The sequence below is a fragment of the Nitrospirillum goiasense genome, assembly GCF_034427435.1.
In the GTDB taxonomy this organism is placed as follows: domain Bacteria; phylum Pseudomonadota; class Alphaproteobacteria; order Azospirillales; family Azospirillaceae; genus Nitrospirillum.
On sequence record NZ_JAXQNP010000003.1, the window covers coordinates 1,550,137 to 1,567,642 of the forward strand.

Annotated in this window: 14 protein-coding genes; 3 read left to right on the forward strand and 11 right to left on the reverse strand. The window is 67.1% G+C overall.

Features of this window, described 5'->3' with window-relative positions:
• Positions 1-127: 127 nt before the first annotated feature.
• A complete protein-coding gene (locus ULB03_RS21080) occupies positions 128-1,633 on the reverse strand; it encodes a sensor histidine kinase (RefSeq protein ID WP_322485038.1) in 1,506 nt (501 codons plus the stop codon).
• The gene (locus ULB03_RS21085; RefSeq protein WP_322485039.1) at positions 1,599-2,483 is read right to left on the reverse strand and encodes a response regulator transcription factor; all 885 of its coding nucleotides are present in this window, start codon (positions 2,481-2,483) and stop codon (positions 1,599-1,601) included. Before ULB03_RS21085 ends, ULB03_RS21080 begins: the two co-directional genes overlap by 35 nt.
• A gap of 1,213 nt (positions 2,484-3,696) precedes the next feature.
• Between ULB03_RS21085 and ULB03_RS21090 the strand changes: the two genes are divergently transcribed.
• A complete protein-coding gene (locus ULB03_RS21090) occupies positions 3,697-4,908 on the forward strand; it encodes a glycosyl hydrolase family 28-related protein (RefSeq protein WP_322485040.1) in 1,212 nt (403 codons plus the stop codon).
• Positions 4,909-4,989: 81 nt separating this feature from the next.
• Here ULB03_RS21090 and ULB03_RS21095 read toward each other — a convergent pair whose 3' ends face one another.
• From ULB03_RS21095 to ULB03_RS21105, 3 genes are all read right to left on the reverse strand, one after another.
• Positions 4,990-5,820: an alpha/beta fold hydrolase gene (locus ULB03_RS21095; protein ID WP_322485243.1), complete on the reverse strand. Its 831-nt coding sequence runs from the start codon at positions 5,818-5,820 to the stop codon at positions 4,990-4,992.
• A 353-nt stretch (positions 5,821-6,173) separates the two neighbouring features.
• A complete protein-coding gene (locus ULB03_RS21100) occupies positions 6,174-6,635 on the reverse strand; it encodes a Dps family protein (protein ID WP_322485041.1) in 462 nt (153 codons plus the stop codon).
• A 255-nt stretch (positions 6,636-6,890) separates the two neighbouring features.
• On the reverse strand, positions 6,891-7,406 hold the full coding sequence (locus tag ULB03_RS21105) for a pirin family protein (RefSeq protein ID WP_416211166.1): 516 nt from the start codon (positions 7,404-7,406) through the stop codon (positions 6,891-6,893).
• A gap of 329 nt (positions 7,407-7,735) precedes the next feature.
• Here ULB03_RS21105 and ULB03_RS21110 point away from each other — a divergent pair, with 329 nt between their 5' ends.
• Positions 7,736-8,659 (forward strand): LysR family transcriptional regulator, encoded by a 924-nt coding sequence (locus ULB03_RS21110; RefSeq protein ID WP_322485042.1) that lies wholly within the window; start codon positions 7,736-7,738, stop codon positions 8,657-8,659.
• A 92-nt stretch (positions 8,660-8,751) separates the two neighbouring features.
• Positions 8,752-11,619 carry an ATP-binding protein gene (locus ULB03_RS21115; protein WP_322485043.1) on the forward strand — a complete coding sequence of 956 codons (2,868 nt, stop codon included), beginning with the start codon at positions 8,752-8,754 and terminating at the stop codon, positions 11,617-11,619.
• Here the strand turns inward: ULB03_RS21115 and ULB03_RS21120 are convergent.
• The 6 genes from ULB03_RS21120 to cyoB form a co-directional block, all read right to left on the reverse strand.
• Positions 11,609-12,373, reverse strand: coding sequence for an SDR family NAD(P)-dependent oxidoreductase (locus tag ULB03_RS21120; RefSeq protein ID WP_322485044.1), 765 nt, complete (start codon positions 12,371-12,373; stop codon positions 11,609-11,611). The genes ULB03_RS21115 and ULB03_RS21120 overlap by 11 nt on opposite strands.
• Positions 12,374-12,445: 72 nt before the next feature.
• Entirely contained in the window at positions 12,446-13,000 is a 555-nt protein-coding gene (locus ULB03_RS21125) for a response regulator transcription factor (RefSeq protein ID WP_322485045.1), read from the reverse strand.
• Positions 12,990-14,303, reverse strand: a complete 1,314-nt coding sequence (locus tag ULB03_RS21130; RefSeq protein WP_322485046.1) for an ATP-binding protein — start codon at positions 14,301-14,303, stop codon at positions 12,990-12,992. Before ULB03_RS21130 ends, ULB03_RS21125 begins: the two co-directional genes overlap by 11 nt.
• A gap of 207 nt (positions 14,304-14,510) precedes the next feature.
• Positions 14,511-14,882 (reverse strand): cytochrome o ubiquinol oxidase subunit IV, encoded by a 372-nt coding sequence (cyoD, locus tag ULB03_RS21135; RefSeq protein WP_322485047.1) that lies wholly within the window; start codon positions 14,880-14,882, stop codon positions 14,511-14,513.
• Entirely contained in the window at positions 14,882-15,520 is a 639-nt protein-coding gene (gene cyoC, locus ULB03_RS21140) for a cytochrome o ubiquinol oxidase subunit III (RefSeq protein WP_145748783.1), read from the reverse strand. The genes cyoD and cyoC overlap by 1 nt, the downstream gene beginning before the upstream one ends.
• Positions 15,521-15,524: 4 nt before the next feature.
• A complete protein-coding gene (gene cyoB / locus ULB03_RS21145) occupies positions 15,525-17,504 on the reverse strand; it encodes a cytochrome o ubiquinol oxidase subunit I (RefSeq protein WP_322485048.1) in 1,980 nt (659 codons plus the stop codon).
• Between the last annotated feature and the right edge of the window lie 2 nt (positions 17,505-17,506).

Consider the following 17,506-nt stretch of genomic DNA (forward strand, 5'->3'; position numbering starts at 1 on the left):
CGTGGCGGTCGTTGACCCGGGCGGCTGAGGCGATGCAACCTGCGCGGGCTTATGTTGCGACCGGCACTATAGGAGCGGGAAATAATTCCGCCAAGAGCCATTCCGCCGAGAAGTCTGTATCTATAGGTTAGGTCGCTGCGGGCAGGATGATGTGGACCTTCAGACCGCCGCCGATGCGATTGGTGGCGGTGACCGTCCCACCCAGCGCCTCCACATTGCGCTTCACGATCCACAGGCCCAGGCCGGCGTGGCCCGGCGATCCGCCCTTCGCGTCGCGGCGGGCGTGGTCGGGTGGCCGCAGGGAGAAATAGCGGTCGAAGATGTTGTGGATCTTGTCGGGGTCGATACCGGGCCCGCTGTCCTCGATGGTCAGGTTGATCACGCCCTCCTCCTCCTGCAGGCGCACGGCGATGGCGCCGGCGTCGGGGGTGAAGCTGACGGCGTTGTCGAGGATGTTCTCCACCACCACGGCCAGGGCGACCTTGCCCGCCCGGACCAGGGCGTCCGGTTGCAACTGACGGCTGAGGCGGATCTGGCGGGCCACCAGCACCTCACGGTAGCTTTTTAGGATATCGGCCACGATCTGCGTCAGGTCCACGCTTTCGCGGGGGGATTCGATCATGTCCGCCATGGTGTTATCCAGGCATTGCGAGGCGGAGATCAGGGCCTTCAGCCGGTCCAGCGACAGCTCGATCAGTTCCGCCGCGCGCTTGCCGCGCGCATGCTCCGGCGGCACCAGGCGCTTCAGCGGCTCCAGGCAGGCCTGGATGGTGGCGACGGGCCCCTTGAAGGAATGGGCGTTGTCCTCCGCCGTCTGGCGGATGACACCGGCGACGTGGTGCAGGTCATGCACTAGGCCATCGAAATCCTGGGCCACGCTGTCCAGTTCCGGAATTGCGTTGCGGCTGGCGAAGGTGTTGCCGGCCACGCGGCCCTGGCGGATTTCACGCGCGACGTGGCGGAAATGACGGATATGGCGGCGCACCGACAGGGCGGTCAGCAGGGCGATGACAGCCACGGCCAAATACAGCATCAGCGACAGCCGCACCTGGGGCGTCTGCCAATAGGGCCGTCCGATGGCGGTGGCCAGCAATTCCGATGTGACGTGGGAGGAGACCAGGACCCAGCAGCCCCAGCGGCTTTGGATCGGGATGACGGAGGTCAGGATCTCCTCATGTCCCGTGGGCTGGGTGTAGCGGATGTCCACCGGCTTGTCCCAGGTGCAGCTTTCTGCCACCTGCGAGACGATGCCGTGGCGTTGCAGGTTGTCCAGGGTGGCGCCCAGGTCGGCCGCGTCGACCTTGGGCGCCGAGGCCAGGAAGTAGAAGCCGCCGTCCTGGCCGGCGGCTCTCCCCTTGGGCTGGAACATCAGTTTCAGGTTGGTGCCGTCACCATCGTACTTGGCCAGTTCGTCGTTCAACGAGGCGGTGGGCGGACCGCTCTCGCGGTTCAGCAGCGGCTTCAAGGCCTGGGCGATGAGCCAGCTGCTGTACCGCAGGTTCTTGGTGACAATCTCCCGTTCCTTGCGGTCCGCCGTCTCGAACTGGCCGTATAGGATGAAGGGCAGGGCGGCGAAAATCAGCAGCAGGAAGCCCAGCCTAACCGTGAGTGATCCGGATATCCTCCGGGCCATCCACGTCAGGCGATGCGATGCCGATGCTGGCCGGGTCACGCCATCGGTAGCCGAAGGCCGCGAAATTCTCAATTTCCGCAAAGCCACGATCGATAGCATTGAACTTGCTCCGGATCCGCTTGATCGACGAGCGCACGTTGGTCCGGTAGCCATCCTCGCCGCTGCCGGCGATGAAACCGCTCCAGTGCACCCGGTCGTAGATGGCCCGGTAGGTGACGTGCTCACCCAGGTTGGCCACCATGAACTCGACGATACTGAACTCGGTCACCGTAAGCATAACGTCGCGGCCTCGCCAGAAGGCCCGGTTGACCTTAGGCTTAAGGGTAAGATTCCCGCAGACGATTTCATCCCCCCCCTTTGTCGTTGGGGTAGGGGCGGTGGCGGTGGGCGGCTGCAGGATCAGGCGGATGCGCCGGGCCAGGACCGACATGCCGCGCGTCTTGTCGATGAAATCGACGGCACCCCGGTCCAGGGCCAGCGTCTCGTTCGCGGGCATGGACATGCCGGTCAGGAAGATGACCGGAATGCGGCAGCCGCGACGGCGCAGGTCGGGCAGCAGGTCGATGCCCAGGGTGCGTTCCAGGCACCAATCGACGACCAGGATATCCGCGACGCTGTCGTCCAGTCCGGCGCCGTCGGCGCTGGTCAAGTACTGGATCAGTGACTTCGCGTCGGGGAAGCCGGTGACGGTGAAGCCCAGATCCTCCAGCTCCCCGGTCGCCGCCTCGCGAAAGGCCTCGTCATCGTCGACAAGGACCACGCGGGCCGGCACGGCCGGCAGGACGTCATTTGGCTTGAGCCACGGCCCGGAGGTCTGCCAGGCAGTAGCGTTTGCGGTCGCCGGTGTCATTGTCACTTGTCACCTCATAGCTTAGGACGCGGTAAGCCTGCGTCTTGATGTCTGGGTACAGTGTCAGGTCGACGGTGCAGGCCCCGTGCCGGTAGAGCCATTCCTTCCCCGGAGACAGGTCATGCTGCGCGGAAGGCGGCCCCATCAGGGCCTGCAATTGGGATTCGTCCATTCCCACCAAGTCGATGTCAGCCGTCGGCTGCGCCGTCCCGGCCGCCGGTGCCGATGGGGAGGTGGGGGGTGATGGGGTGCGGCGGGCGGACGCCACGCGGGCGTCGCCGGAGCCGGTGGACGGCGCCCCGTTAGCGGGGGGCGTCGCCGGGGCCTTGGCGCGCGTGGGTTGGGGCCGTGTTACCGCTATCTTTTGCGGTGCGGGCTTGGCCTGCTCCCACGGCGGCAACCAGGCGGTGCAGCCTGACAGCAGCATCAGCCCTGACAGGCCTGCCCGATGCCAAAGTTTTGCGCACACCACTCAGAACCTCCATAAGGGACGACCTCCGTTTGCCGGCCACCGGGTGTCAGCCGAGGGCCGGTCACGCACATCATTGGGGTGGTCCCTCCCGGGGAGCCTGCCTTCGAAGGCGAGTGATCCCCGGTGGGCTGGGGCCGCCGCCGTTATTTATGGTTCAGAAGCCGTCCGCCCCTACGTCGCACGGGATCGTGGCATCACCGTGGCGTTTGGGCAGCCGCGTATTCCTACCGAAAGGCTTAACGATGGGTCTGATTTATTGATTGATCTGCAGCCAGTTGAGCAACCTCTAATTACATACAATTTAACATAAAGACAATCTATCAAACGTATTGGTGCCGTTTGCAAGCATGGCAACAATGCCCTGCCCTGGCGTGTGGCCGCCATTGGGCATTCGGCGAACACAGCTTCGTCACATGGCGCGGGTGATATATGTCTATTGCAGTGCGGCATATGACTAACACCGGATACAACCGGCCGTAGTGGGTGCGCGACACGGGAAGGGGGCCATTTTCTTCTGTCGGGGGTATGTCTTTTGCCGCTTATGCGCCGGCTGTTTTGGCCTTGCGGGGCTCTTCGACTAAGTGAATGCTTATCGCGGCGCCGCCGAAAGAAGGGGGGCCGCCTTCCTCCATAGGTCTAGCGCGTCTTGGATCGGAACTTCGTCATCCTGCGGGGCATTCAAGCGCCAATAAGGGCGGTTGCGGGGCTGCACGGATCTTCAGATCTTCAGCGAGGTAAATCATGGATCGCCGACATTTGATCGCGGCCGGTGCCGCGCTGCCCTTCGGCTTGTCCGCCGCCACGCGCGCGGGCGGGGAGCCCTCGACGGAATCAGCCACCCAGGTGGCCCAGACCGCTACAGCCAAGGCCACCCCCACCATTTATGACTATGGGGCCGTGGGCGATGGCGTCACCGACGACAGCGCCGCCTTCGCCAAGGCCTTGGCGGCGGCGGCCACCAAGGGCCTGATGGTCATCGTGCCGGCCGGCACGTATGCCATCGCGAAGACCATTTCCTTCGTGTCCACCCAGGACGCGGGCAGGCCCTGGGGCTTGCAGGCGCAGGGCGCCACGCTGGTGTCGAGCATCACCAACGGCACCGACATCATGAGCCTGCAGGCGGTCAATACCGTGCGTTACTTCCGTATCCTGGGGGCCATGAAAATCCTGGGCAGCGGCAAGGATGGCAACGGTCTGCGCATCATCGCCTATGGCAGCTCCTACTTCTTCTACAATGTCACGCTCGACGGGCTGTGCATCGAGGGGGCGGGTCTGAACGGCCTGCTGTTCGAAGGCAACGTCTTCGAGTCCCTGCTGGTGGGCTGCTTCTTCCAGGATTGCAAGCAGAACGGCGCCGTCTTCGCCCAGTCCAAGGGCGGCGTCTGCTCCGCCATCACCGTGGTGGGATGCTTCTTCGCCCAGAACACCAAGTGCGGGATGATGGCAACCAACTTTGATTCGACGTACGGCGGCACCACCGACGTCCGCATCTTCGGCGGTTATTGCCGCGACAACGGCAGCTACGGCTTCTACTACAACAACGGCACCTCCAGCGGTGCGGCCATCGAGCAGGTGGGTTTCGAGAACAACTGCCGGTCGCTGTCGCCCGGCGACCCCAACGGCGCCCACGTCTACGGCCTGGTGCAGATGCGGCTGCGCAACTGCACCGGTTATAACGAGGGCGGCGGGGCCACCTACATGGTGCGCGGCTGGTTCAGCAACCTGACGGTGCTGGACAATTGCGACCAGTCGTCCGGCGGCGCCATGGCCACCACGGGCAAGTCGCGCCTGGCGCAAGTGAACGGCAATGCCGCCGGCCATGTGCTGATGCGCCAGTCGGGCGGCGGCTTCGACATGGTCAGCGGAGCCGGCTGCACGTGGTCGGCGGAGAATTGCTACGGCACGTCGCCCGTGGGCGCCTTGAACCTGAAGACGACAGTCAGCTCAAACTAGGTTCGAAATTTTAACCGAATTCCGGTTAAAAGGCGGGCCGGCCAGGGGTGCCTGGCCGGCCCGTTTCTCAATACGCCATACTCAGCCCTTGGCGAAGGCCAGCAGGTCGGCGTTGATGGTGTCGGCGTGGGTGGTGGCCATGCCGTGGGGGAAGCCCTTGTAAATCTTCAGCGTCCCGTTCTTCACCAGCTTGGCGGACAGCAGGGCGGAGTCCGCGATGGGAACGATCTGGTCGTCATCGCCGTGCATGATCAGGACAGGCACGTCCATCTTCTGCAGGTCTTCGGTGAAGTCGGTTTCGGAGAACGCCTTGATGCAATCGTAATGGGCCTTGATGCCGCCCATCATGCCCTGGCGCCACCAGTTGCTGATCACCCCCTCCGACACCTTGGCGCCGGGGCGGTTGAAGCCATAGAAGGGGCCCGCCGGGACATCGCGGTAGAACTGGGCGCGGTTGGCCACCAGCTGCGTGCGGAAGCCGTCGAACACCTCCATGGGCAGGCCGCCCGGGTTCTTGTCGGTCTTCAGCATGATGGGGGGCACGGCACCGATCAGCACGGCCTTGGCCACGCGCCCTTTCTCGGCGCGGGCGACGTAATGCGCGACCTCGCCGCCGCCGGTGGAATGGCCGACATGGATGGCGTTCTTCAGATCGAGGGCCGCGGCCAGCGCGATGACGTCGGCGGCATAGGTGTCCATCTCGTTGCCGGTATCGGTCTGGGTGGACCGGCCGTGGCCGCGACGGTCATGGGCGATGACGCGATAGCCGTGGGCCAGGAAGAACATCATCTGGTTGTCCCAGTCGTCGGACGACAGCGGCCAGCCGTGATGGAAGACGATGGGCTGCGCCGTCTTGGGGCCCCAGTCCTTGTAGAAAATCTGGACGCCGTCCTTGGTGGTGATGAAGCTCATGGCATGGGTTCCTTGATGGTCCGCGTGGGGACTGTGGGAAGAGGTGGCATCGGCGGCGGCCAGGGCGGCGCCGGCGGGCAGGGCGGCCAGCGCCGCGAGGGCCGTGCCGCCCATCAGAACGGCGCGGCGGGAGGTTTCCGCGCCGGCCTGGGCCGGTTCACGGTCACTGGCATCGGGGTGGGAAAGGTCGCTGTTCGGTGTCATGACCCTGCTGTTCCTTAAGATGTGCGGAACCGGGGTGCGGCCCCCGCGACGCCCAAGGTAGGACGGCGGGGGACCGGTGACTTGCAGGGGACACGCGCGATTTGATGGTTTGTGCGCAGAAATGGTCGCCCGGCGACGGGCGTGCCCGGTCAGTCGGCGCTGATGGTCTGGGCCAGGAACCAGGCGCGTTCCTCGGCCTCGTCGATCCAGTTTTCCAGCAGGCTGGCGGAAGCGACGTCGCCCGCCTCGTCACAGACCTCATGCGCCTCGCGCAGGATGCCAGCCAGGGTGACGTTATCGTCATGCAGCTCGCGCAGCATGTCCAGGGCGCCGACGCCGTCGGCGTCGTTGTCCTTGACGCGCTGCAGCTTGGCGATCTGCCCGATGGACTTCAGGGTGGTGCCGCCCACCTTGCGCACCCGCTCGGCGATGGCGTCGGTGGTGGCGAATATCTGCGCCGCCTGGGCGTCCAGCAGCAGGTGGTATTCGCGGAAGTGCGGGCCGGAGATGTGCCAGTGGAAGTTCTTCGTCTTCAGGTACAGGGCGAACATGTCGGCCAGCAGGGGCGTCAGCGCGCCGGGAACACCCTGGAAGTTCGGCTTGTTGCTCATCGTCGGTTCTCCGGTGGAGGTTTAATGGGTTGCGCAGCGGGGCTTAGCAGCCCCCGTCGGGTCCGTCTTGAAGGCTTGTCGCCCTCTTGAACACCGCGCGCCATTTTCGCGGACCGCCCCGTGGACGGCCGGCACCAGGCACTAGGGATTTAGGGTGTGCCGCCACCGTTCCAAGCCCACGGGTCCATCAAGCCAGGGGGCGGTGGGCGCGACGCCGTTCCCGACGCCGCGCCCCTCGTCATCCGCCCACGGCCGTCAGATGGCGTCGACCAGCACCACCTCGGCATCCTCGATGCCCACCACCTCGATCGTGGCCTGGTCGGTGATGGCGGCGCCATCACGGGCCTCGATGCGGACGCCGTCGACCTCCACCACGCCCTTGGCCGGCACCAGGTAGACATGGCGGGCGGGGTCCACGGTCAGGCTGATACGCTCGCCCGCCTTGACCGTGGCGCCCATGACGCGGGCCTTGGCGCGGATGGGCAGGGCGCCCTCGTCCTCGGCATAGCCGCTGGCCAGGGTCACGAACCGGCCGGACCGGTCGGTCTTGGGGAAGGGCTTGGCCCCCCAGGAGGGCGTGCCGCCCCGCGTTTCCGGCTGGATCCAGATCTGGAAGATGCGGGTGGTCTCATTCTCCAGGTTGTACTCGGCATGGCGGATGCCGGAACCGGCCGACATCACCTGCACGTCGCCGGCCTCGGTGCGGCCCTCGTTGCCCACGCTGTCCTGGTGGGTGATGGCGCCGTCGCGGACATAGGTGATGATCTCCATGTCGGCATGCGGGTGCGGGGGAAGCCGGACTTGGGCGCGATCTCGTCGTCATTCCAGACCCGCAGGGCACCCCAGCCCATATTGGACGGGTCGTAGTAGCTGGCGAACGAGAAATGGTGCTTGGCCTTCAGCCAACCGTGGTTGGCGCCACCCAGCTTGGCGAACGGACGACGTTCGATCATGACAAAGCTCCTTGCTTTCATCTCTGGCGCGGCGTCGGTGGGCGCCGCTGACAGGGCTTAAGATGGCCCTGGTTGACGCCGACGAAAATAGAAACTATGGAACTTCATCGTTTCCAATTTTGATGCCTTGTGCCCGGAGGCCGCGCCATGCCCATCCCCGACCTTGAGGCCTGGGCCATTTTCGCCAAGGTGGCGGAAACCGGCTCCTTCGCCGCCGCCGCCAGCGATTTCGGCGTGTCCAACGCCACCATCTCCAAGGCGGTGAAGCGGTTGGAGGAACGCCTGGGCGAGCGCCTCATCCACCGCACCTCCCGCCGCTTTTCCCTGACGGAGACGGGGCGCGTGCTAGCCGTGCGGGCCGCCCAGATCCTGGCGGAGGGGGAGGCGGTGGAGGCCGAGGCCCAAGCCAAGTCCAGCCAGCCACATGGCAGGGTGCGCCTGGCCGCCCCCATGTCCTTCGGCGTGCGGCACGTCGCCCCGGCGCTGCCGGACTTCCTGGCCACATATCCGGACGTGACGGTGGACCTGCAGCTGGATGACCGGCTGGTGGACCTGGTCGCCGGCGGTGTCGACGTGGCGCTGCGCATCGCCGCGCTGGCGGATTCCAGCCTGATCACCCGCCGCCTTTGCCCGGTGCGCCGGTGGGTCGTGGGCGCGCCCAGCTATTTCGCCCGGCGCGGCATGCCCGCCCGCCCGCGCGACCTGAAGGACCATGCCTGCCTGGTCTACAGTTACCTTGCGACGGGGGAGATTTGGCATTTCACCCACCTGGACGGCACCGAGGAGTCGGTGCGGGTCAAGGGGCCCTTGAGCGCCACCAACGCCGACGCCTTGCAGGACGCGCTGCTGGCCGGCATGGGCGTGGCCATGCAGCCCGACTTCCTGGCCTGGGAAGCGGTGCGCGACGGGCGGCTGGTCATCGCCTGCCGGGATTGGGCGCCGCCGCCGCTGGCCATCAACCTGGTGACGCCCGCCGGCGGCCCGCGCGCCGCCCGTGTCGCCGTGCTGCTGGATTTCCTGGCGCACCGTTTCACCGCCGGTTCCGCCCCCTGGACCCGGGAGCCGGTTTAGCCGTAGTGCGCAGGCGTACAGGGTCGTCAGGCGGGATTGCGTTTGTTAACCAATTTTGCTCGGATGGCCGCAGCAACCCAGGCCGCCTCACCATGCCCGCCGTCGCCACCCTCGCCGAAACCGTCTTCCGCTTCGGTCCCTTCAGCCTGTACCCCGCCCGCCGCCTGCTGACGGCGGGCCAGCCCATCGCCTTGCGCGGGCGCGCGCTGGACCTGCTGCTGGCGTTGGTGGAGCGGGCGGGCGAGGTGCTGAGTCGCGCGGAGCTGGAGGCGCGGGTCTGGCCCGGCCTCCATGTGGGGGAGAACAACCTGCGGGTCCAGATGGCGCAACTGCGCCGGGCCCTGGGTCAGCAGGGCGACGATGGGCCCTACGTCAGCACCATTCCCGGCCAGGGATATCGCTTCATCGCCCAGGTGCTGCGTGACGGGGACGGTGCCGCGCCGCCGGCGTCGCCCGCCGTTGCCGCCTTCGCCCTGGCCCGCCAATTAGCCCCGCCGCTGGGACGGGGCGAGGTCATCGCCGCGCTGGCAGCGCGCCTGGGGCGTCAGCGTCTGGTCACCATCGTCGGCCCTGGGGGCATGGGCAAGACGACGGTGGCCCTGGCCATCGGCGCGGCCGTGGCCGAGCGGTATCCCGATGGCGTCGCCCTGGTCGACCTGTCGGTCCTCAACGACGGTGCCTTGGTGCCCGGTGTCGTGGCTGGGCGCCTGGCGCCCCAGGTTCAGGCCGCCAATCCGGTGCCGGCGCTTCTGGCTTTCCTCAAGCCCCGGCGGATGCTGCTGATCCTGGACAGCTGCGAGACGGTGACCGCGGACGCGGCGGCCTTGGTCGAGGCCCTGCTGCCCGCCGCGTCCGGCGTGGATATCCTGGCCACCAGCCGGGAGCCCCTGGGCCTGGCGGCGGAGCATGTGCACCCCCTGGCGCCGTTGGCTGTGCCGCCCCGGACGCGGGATGGCGACGCCGCCCAGATTTGGGGGCATGCCGCCGTGCGTCTGTTCACGGAGCGGGCGGCGGCGGTCACCGGGGGAGACCCGCTGGACGGGGCGGACGCGCGGACCGTGGCGGAAATTTGCCGGCGCCTGGATGGCATTCCCTTGGGCCTGGAACTGGCGGCCGGCCAGGTCGCCGCCTATGGCGTCGCCGGCGTCGCCTTGCGCCTGGATGATCTGGGCCTGCTGGTGCGCGGGCGGCGCACGGCGGCCGCACGGCATCAGACCCTGCGCGCCGCCTTCGATTGGAGCTACACCCTGCTGTCGGGCGCGCAGCGCGCCGTGCTGAACCGCCTGTCCGTTTTCATTGGCGGGTTCGATCAGGCGGCGGTGGCGGCGGTGGTCTCCCCGCGCGATCTGGATGGCGAGGGCGGCAGCGCCCAGGTCCTGGATGAGTTGGTGGCCAAGTCCCTGGTGGTGGCGGACCGCCGGGCGGGGGAGGCGCGCTACCGTCTGCTGGACACGGTTCGGACCTATGCCCGGGAATGGCTGGACGCCAGCGGCCTGGCGGCGGAAACCCGGGCCGCCCACGCCACCCATTATCTGCGCCTGTTCCAGGCCGCCCTGCCGGACTGGGCCACCACGCCCCCCGGCGACATGATGCGCCGCCACGGGGTGGAGATCGACAACGTGCGCCAGGCCCTGGACTGGTGCTTCCGCCCTGCCGGGAGCGCCAATAGGGACGCCGGTGTGGGGGATGGCGTGCGCATGGGGCGGGCGCTGATCCTGGCCGTGACACCTCTCTGGAAATGCCTGTCCCTGTGGCTTGAATGCCAGCGGTGGGTGGTGCGGGCGCTGGCCAGCCCGGTGCCGTTCGCCGATGACCGGCAGGATTTGGACCTTCACGTGTTGCGGGCCATGGCCGCCACGGTGACGGGCGACCTGGCGCCGCCGGAACTGGAGCGGCTGTGGGAGGATGTCCTTGCCGCCGCAGCCCGGATGGGGGATGCGGACAGCCGGCTGCAGGCGCAGTTGGGCCTCTATTCCGTGCACTTCAACCAGGGCCATGTCCGCCGGGCGTTGGAATTGGCCCTGCGCATGCGGGACGACGCGGCGGATTCCCCCGACCGGTCCGTCCCCGCCATGGCCGAGCGTCTGGTGGGAGCCGCGCTTTACTTCCTGGGCGACCCGGCGGGGGCCCGCCGTCATACCGAGGCGGCGCTGGCGCTGGCGGACAGCGGGCACAGTGTCCGCTTCCAACTGGACCAGCAGATCATGGCGCGCAGCACGCTTGCCGGCGTGCTCTGGGTCCAGGGCAATGTTGACCAGGGCTTGGATCTGTTGCGTCAATCCTTGCAAGAGGCGGCGGCCATGGACCACGCCTACACCACCTGCTCCGTCCTGGGTCTGGCGGCCTGTCCCCTGGCCATGCTCACAAGCGACCTCGCGACGGCCCGGCGGCACACCGATTTGCTGCTGATGCTGGCGGACCGGCATGGCCTGACGGCGTGGCAGCCCTGGGCGCGGTGCCTGGATCTGATCCTCCGCCTCAAGGCCGGCGGCGGCCCGGAACTGCTGGATGAGCTGTGCCGCACCATGGCGGCCTTGGGCGACCTGTCGCACGCGCGCTACGCCGTCCTGGTGCGGGAAACGGCCCTGGCGATGGTCAAGGCCGGTGATCTGCCCGGCGGCCTCGCCATGATCGACGCGGCCCTGGCCCGCGCCCACGCCAATGAGGAGGGCTGGGCGCTGCCGGAACTGGCGCGGTTGCGCGGCCTGATGCTGGTGCGGGGGGGCGACCCAGGGGGGGCCGAGGTTCTGTATCGCCAGGCTTTGCTCCAGGCGGAACAGCAGGGGGCGTGGACGTGGCGGCTGCGGCTGGCCATCGACCTGGCCGGTCTGCACCTGGACACGGGCCTGGCGCCGGACGCGCCCGCCATCCTGGCCGCCACCTACGGCCATTTCACCCAGGGTTTCGGCACCGCCGACCTGCGGCAGGCCCGCGCCCTGCTGGGGCGCCTCAATCCGTGATCAGGGTGCCGCCGTCCACCACCAGGTTGTGGCCGGTCACGAAGGCGCCGGCGGCCGACGCCAGATAGACCGCCGTGCCCGCCACTTCCCGCGGGGTGCCCATGCGGCGCAAGGGGGTTTGCGCCAGGCGCTTTTCCAGCCGCGCCGGGTCGGCCTTGAAAACCGCCGCCAGGTCGGTGTCGATCAGCCCAGGGGAGAGGGCGTTGACCCGCACGTTGCCGGGGCCATATTCCACCGCCATGTTGCGCGCCATCTGCGCCAGGGCCGCCTTGGTCAGGGAATAGACGCCCAGGCTGCGGTTGCCGCGCAGGCCGGACAGGCTGGACATCAGGATCACGGCGCCCCCGCCGCAGGCGGCCATGGGTGGCACCAGCCGATTGCACAGGCGGAAAACGCTGCGCAGGTTGATGGCCATGATGCGGTCATAGGCGTCGTCCGGCGTGGTGGCGCTGGGCCCGTTGTGCAGGTTCAGGCCGGCATTGCACACCAGGATATCGACACCGCCCATCTCGGCCTCGACACCGTCCACCAGGCGGTCCAGGGCGTCGTCGTCGCCGACGTCACAGGGCAGGGACAGGGCCGCCAGACCGTCATCCCGGAACGCCGCCGCCACCCGCGCGCAATCGTCGGCCACCTCGCTGGAGATCGCCACCTGCGCGCCGGCACGGGCCATTTCCAGGGCGATGGCGTGTCCCAGGCCCCGGGTCGAACCGGTGATGAGAGCGCGCTTGCCCGCCAGGCTGAACAGCTCCATGACCCCTCCCGTTTTCTTGGCCGGGTCATTTCCCGCCCGGAAGGTTGCGACGTCAACCAAAAACCGGACGTCTCAGTTCACCCGTTGCTTGGCCAGCTTGCGGGCCAGGGTGCGGCGGTGCATGCCCAGGCGCCGGGCCGCCTCGGAGACGTTGAAGCCGGTATCGGCCAGCGTCTCGTGGATGCGTTCCCATTCCAGCGTCTTGATGGAGGTGGTGCGGCTGCTGAGGCTGACGCCGGTGTCACCCTCGGTGCGGCCGAAGGCGGCCTCGATGTCGTCGGTGTTGGACGGCTTGGCCAGGTAGTGGCAGGCGCCCAGCTTGATGGCCTCGACCGCCGTGGCGATGCTGGCGAAGCCGGTCAGGACCACGATCTTCATCTCCGGATCGTGGCCGTGCAGTATCTTCACGCACTCCAGCCCCGACGCGCCGGCCAGCTTCAGGTCCACTACGGCGAAATCCGGGGCCTCGTTGGTCAGCAGGTCGGGCAGGGCCTCCGCCCGGTCGCAACTCACCACATGATAGCCCCGCCGCTCGAACGACCGTTTCAACGCGCGGCCGAAGGAGGGGTCGTCCTCCACGATCAGCAGGACGGGGGCGTCGTCGTCGGCAAGGGGGTTATCGTCCATCATCGGCATCCTCGATCACCAGCGATTCGATGGGCAGACGCAGTTCCACCGTGGCGCCACCGGCTGGGTTGTTGTCGGCGGTTACCCGCCCACCCAGTTTGCGCGCCACATTGACCGTAAGGAAGAGGCCAAGGCCGCGACCAGGTTTGTTCTTGGTGGACTGGTAGGGCTTGCCGAAGCGCGCCAGGATGTCTGGCGCGAAGCCGGGGCCCCGGTCCTGCACCGTCACGGTCAGCACGCCGTCATGGCAGGCGACGTCGATGCCGACCCAGGCGGGGCTGGCCTCCAGGGCGTTGTCGAAGATGTTGAACAGGCTTTGCTTGATGGCGGTGTCGGACACGATGGCCACATCGTCGGTGATGTGGTTGGTGTAGTCGATGGCCCGGTCGGCGTGGGCCTGGCGCCAATCGGCCACCACGGTGTCCAGGAAGCGCACCAGCGTGGTGCGCGCCGCCCCTTCGCCCCGCGCCTCGCCGGCGGTCAGCAGGATGCGCGACACGATTTCCTTGCAGCGGGCCAGCGCCGCCTGCATCTCGGCCACGTCGTCCAGCAGCTCGGCGTTCCGCGTGGCGGTGGGCATGTGCTGCCAGTCGTTCAGGATGACCGACAGCGTGGCCAGCGGGGTGCCCAGTTCATGCGCCGCGCCCGAGGCCAGCAGACCCATGCGCACGATGTGGTCCTCCTCCACCGACTTCTGCCGCAGGTCGGACAGGCGGGCGTCACGTTGGCGCAGGTTGCCGTTGATGCGGGTGACGAAGCTGACCGCCAGCACCGAGGCCAGCAGGAAACAAATGAAGGTGCCCGCCAGGTACAGGTCGAACACCCGGGGCCAGGCGCCCCCGGCCGAGGCCAGCCCCTGGGAGAACAGGGCGATGTCGCGGTGATAGGCCGTCAGGCCGACGAAGCAGGCGCTGGTCAGGGCCACCAGGGTCCAGGTCAGGGCCGGTTGCAGCAGCACGGCCCCCAGGATGACCTGCAGCAGGAACAGCGAGATGAAGGGGTTGGTGGCGCCCCCGCTCAGGTACAGCTGCGCCGTCAGGGCGGCCACGTCCAGCAGCATGGCCAGGAACAGCTCGGCATGGGTGACGGTGGTGCAGGTGCGGCTGCGGTACAGGCTGATCAGGTTCAGCAGCACCAGGAACAGGATGACCCCTACCATGGGGATCAGCGGCAGTTCGATGTCGAACCAGGCCTGGGCCATGGTGATGGTCGCCACCTGGCCGCCGACCGCCAGCCATCGCAGGGTGACAAGAAGCAGCAGGTTCTTCTTGTTGGTCGTGTCCTGGATCGAAATCTCTTCCATCCTGTCCCTAGTCCTCCCCGGGTGACGGATGTCTTTTCCGGTAGGACTAACGGTTCAACGGGGGGCCGGCAATGACGAAGGCGACCACGGGGCCATCCCGCCGCAGGGGCCGGGGTGGTCTCGTGGTCGCCCTGACGGTGGTCAACGGCACGGTCTGTCAGGAAGCGTCCCCGGGGGAGGGAAGACCCATCCCCCGGGGCGAACGCCTTACTCCATGGGCATGGCGCCCGGCATCATGTTGGCGTTCAGGTGCAGCATGACCCACCAGGAACCGACCACCAGGATGGCGACGATCAGCAGCGTGAACAGGAAGGCGGCCATGTTCCAGGACCGGGCCGACGAGCTGTTCATGTGCAGGAAGTAAACCAGGTGCACGAGGATCTGGACGATGCCCAGGCCGAAGCACACCGGGATGGCGGTCCCGGCCGGCAGGGCGCCGGACATGACCAGGCCGAAGGGGATGGCGGTCAGGATGACCGACAGGACGAAGCCGATGACGTAGGACTTCACGCTGCCGTGGGCGCCCTCGCCGTGATGGGCGTCATGGTGGCCATGAGCAGTGGTGTGTGCGGTAGCCATCACGCGGCCACTCCCGACAGGTAGACGATGGTGAACACGCCGATCCAGACGATGTCCAGGAAGTGCCAGAACAGGCTGAGGCAGGTCAGGCGGACGATGTTGGCGTGGGTCAGGCCACGGCGCAGTACGTGGGCGATCAGCGTCACCATCCAGACCATGCCGGACAGGACGTGCAGCCCGTGGGTGCCGACCAGGGTGAAGAACGACGACAGGAAGGCCGACCGGTCCGGGCCCGCACCCTCGCCGATCAGCTCGGCGAACTCGTGCAGTTCCATGAACATGAAACCCAGGCCCAGCAGCAGGGTGACACCCAGCCACCGCAGGGTGGCCGACTGCTTCTGCTTCTCGGCGGCGATCATGGCCATGCCGTAGGTGAAGCTGGACACCAGCAGGAAGGCGGTTTCACCGGCCACGTAGGGCAGGCTGAACAGCTCCTTGGCGTCCGGCCCGCCGGCCGTCTGTCCGCGCAGCACCGCGAACGCCGCGAACACGGCGGCGAACAGGATGCAGTCGCTCATCAGGTAGATCCAGAACCCCAGCGTGGTCTTGGATCCATCGTCGTGGTGGTGCTCGTCATGAGCCTCCACCCCGTGCAAGAGGGCGGCGTCGGCGGCCGCGACGGAATGTGCGTTGCTCATCGTCTTAGACCTGCGACGTCAGTTGCTTGAAGTACTTGCGCTCCGTCTCGGCCACCGTCTCGGAGGGGACGTAGTAGTCCCGGTTCTCGTTGAAGGTGTGGCCGATGCCGACCGCGACGGCGGCGGCGAACGCGGCGACCACCAGCCACCAGATGTGCCAGATCAGCGCAAAGCCCAGGACGGCGATGAAGCCGCCGAGGATGACGCCCGTGCCCGTGTTGTGGGGCATGTGGATCTTGCCGTAGGCGGGCAGCGGCTGCAGGCCGGCGCCGGTGCTCTGCTTCTGCTCCCAGAAGGCGTCGCGGGCGGTGACCACGGGCGTCTGCGGGAAGTTGTAGAAGGCCGGCGGGGAGGAGGTCGCCCATTCCAGCGTGCGGCCGTTCCACGGGTCGCCGGTCAGGTCGCGCAGCGCCTTGCGGTTCAGCACGCTGACCAGGATCTGCAGGACGAAGGCGCCGATGCCGCAGGCGATGATCGCCGCACCCAGGGCCGCCACCAGCAGGTAGTTGTGCCACACGATGTTGTCGACGTGGTTCATGCGGCGGGTCATGCCCATCAGGCCCAGGGCGTACAGGGGCATGAAGGCCAGGTAGAAGCCGACCAGCCAGCACCAGAACGACACCTTGCCCAGGGTCTCATTCAGCTTGAAGCCGAAGGCCTTGGGGAACCAGTAGGTGAAGCCGGCCAGGTAGCCGAACAGCACGCCGCCGATGATGACGTTGTGGAAGTGGGCGATCAGGAACAGGCTGTTGTGCAGGACGAAGTCGGCCGCGGGCACCGCCATCAGAACGCCGGTCATGCCGCCGATGACGAAGGTGACCATGAAGCCCAGGGTCCACAGCACCGGAACGGTGAACTGCACCCGGCCGCGGTACATGGTGAACAGCCAGTTGAAGATCTTGGCGCCGGTGGGGATGGAGATGATCATCGTGGAAATGCCGAAGAAGGCATTCACGTTGGCGCCGGCGCCCATGGTGAAGAAGTGGTGCAGCCACACGATGAACGACAGCACGGTGATGCAGACCGTGGCGTAGACCATCGAGGTGTAGCCGAACAGCTTCTTGGACGAGAAGGTGGAGATGACTTCGGAGAAGATGCCGAAGGCCGGCAGGACCAGGATGTACACCTCAGGATGGCCCCAGGCCCAGATGAGGTTCACGTACATCATGGCGTTGCCGCCACCGTCGTTGGTGAAGAAGTGCATGCCCAGGTAACGGTCCAGCGACAGCATCGCCAGCGTGGCCGTCAGGATGGGGAAGGCCGCCACGATCAGCATGTTGGAGCAGAGCGTGGTCCAGGTGAAGATCGGCATGCGCATCATCGTCATGCCGGGCGCCCGCATCTTCAGGATGGTCGTGATCATGTTCACGCCGGCCAGCAGGGTGCCGATGCCCGAGATCTGCAGCGCCCACAGGTAGTAGTCGACGCCGACGCCAGGGCTGTACTGCAGCTCCGACAGCGGCGGGTAGGCCAGCCAGCCGGTGCGGGCGAACTCACCCACCGCCAGCGAGATGTTGATCAGCAGGGCGCCCGCCGCCGTCAGCCAGAAGCTGAGGTTGTTCAGGTAGGGGAACGCCACGTCGCGCGCGCCGATCTGCAGCGGCACGACGATGTTCATCAGGCCGACCATGAAGGGCATCGCCATGAAGAAGATCATGATGACGCCGTGGGCGGTGAAGACCTGGTCGAAGTGCTCGGGCGGCAGGGGGCCGGCGCCGCCGGTGGAGGCCAGCGCCTGCTGGGTGCGCATCATCACGGCGTCGGCGAAGCCACGCAGCAGCATGACCAGCGCCAGGATGATGTACATGATGCCGATGTTCTTGTGGTCGACCGAGGTCAGCCACTTGGACCACAGCGGGCCCCACAGGCGGAAGAAGGTGATGCCCGCCACCAGGGCGGCACCGCCCAGGACCATCATCGCCACGGCCGCCATGATGATGGGCTCGTGGTAAGGAATGGCCTCGAGAGTCAGTTTACCGAACATGG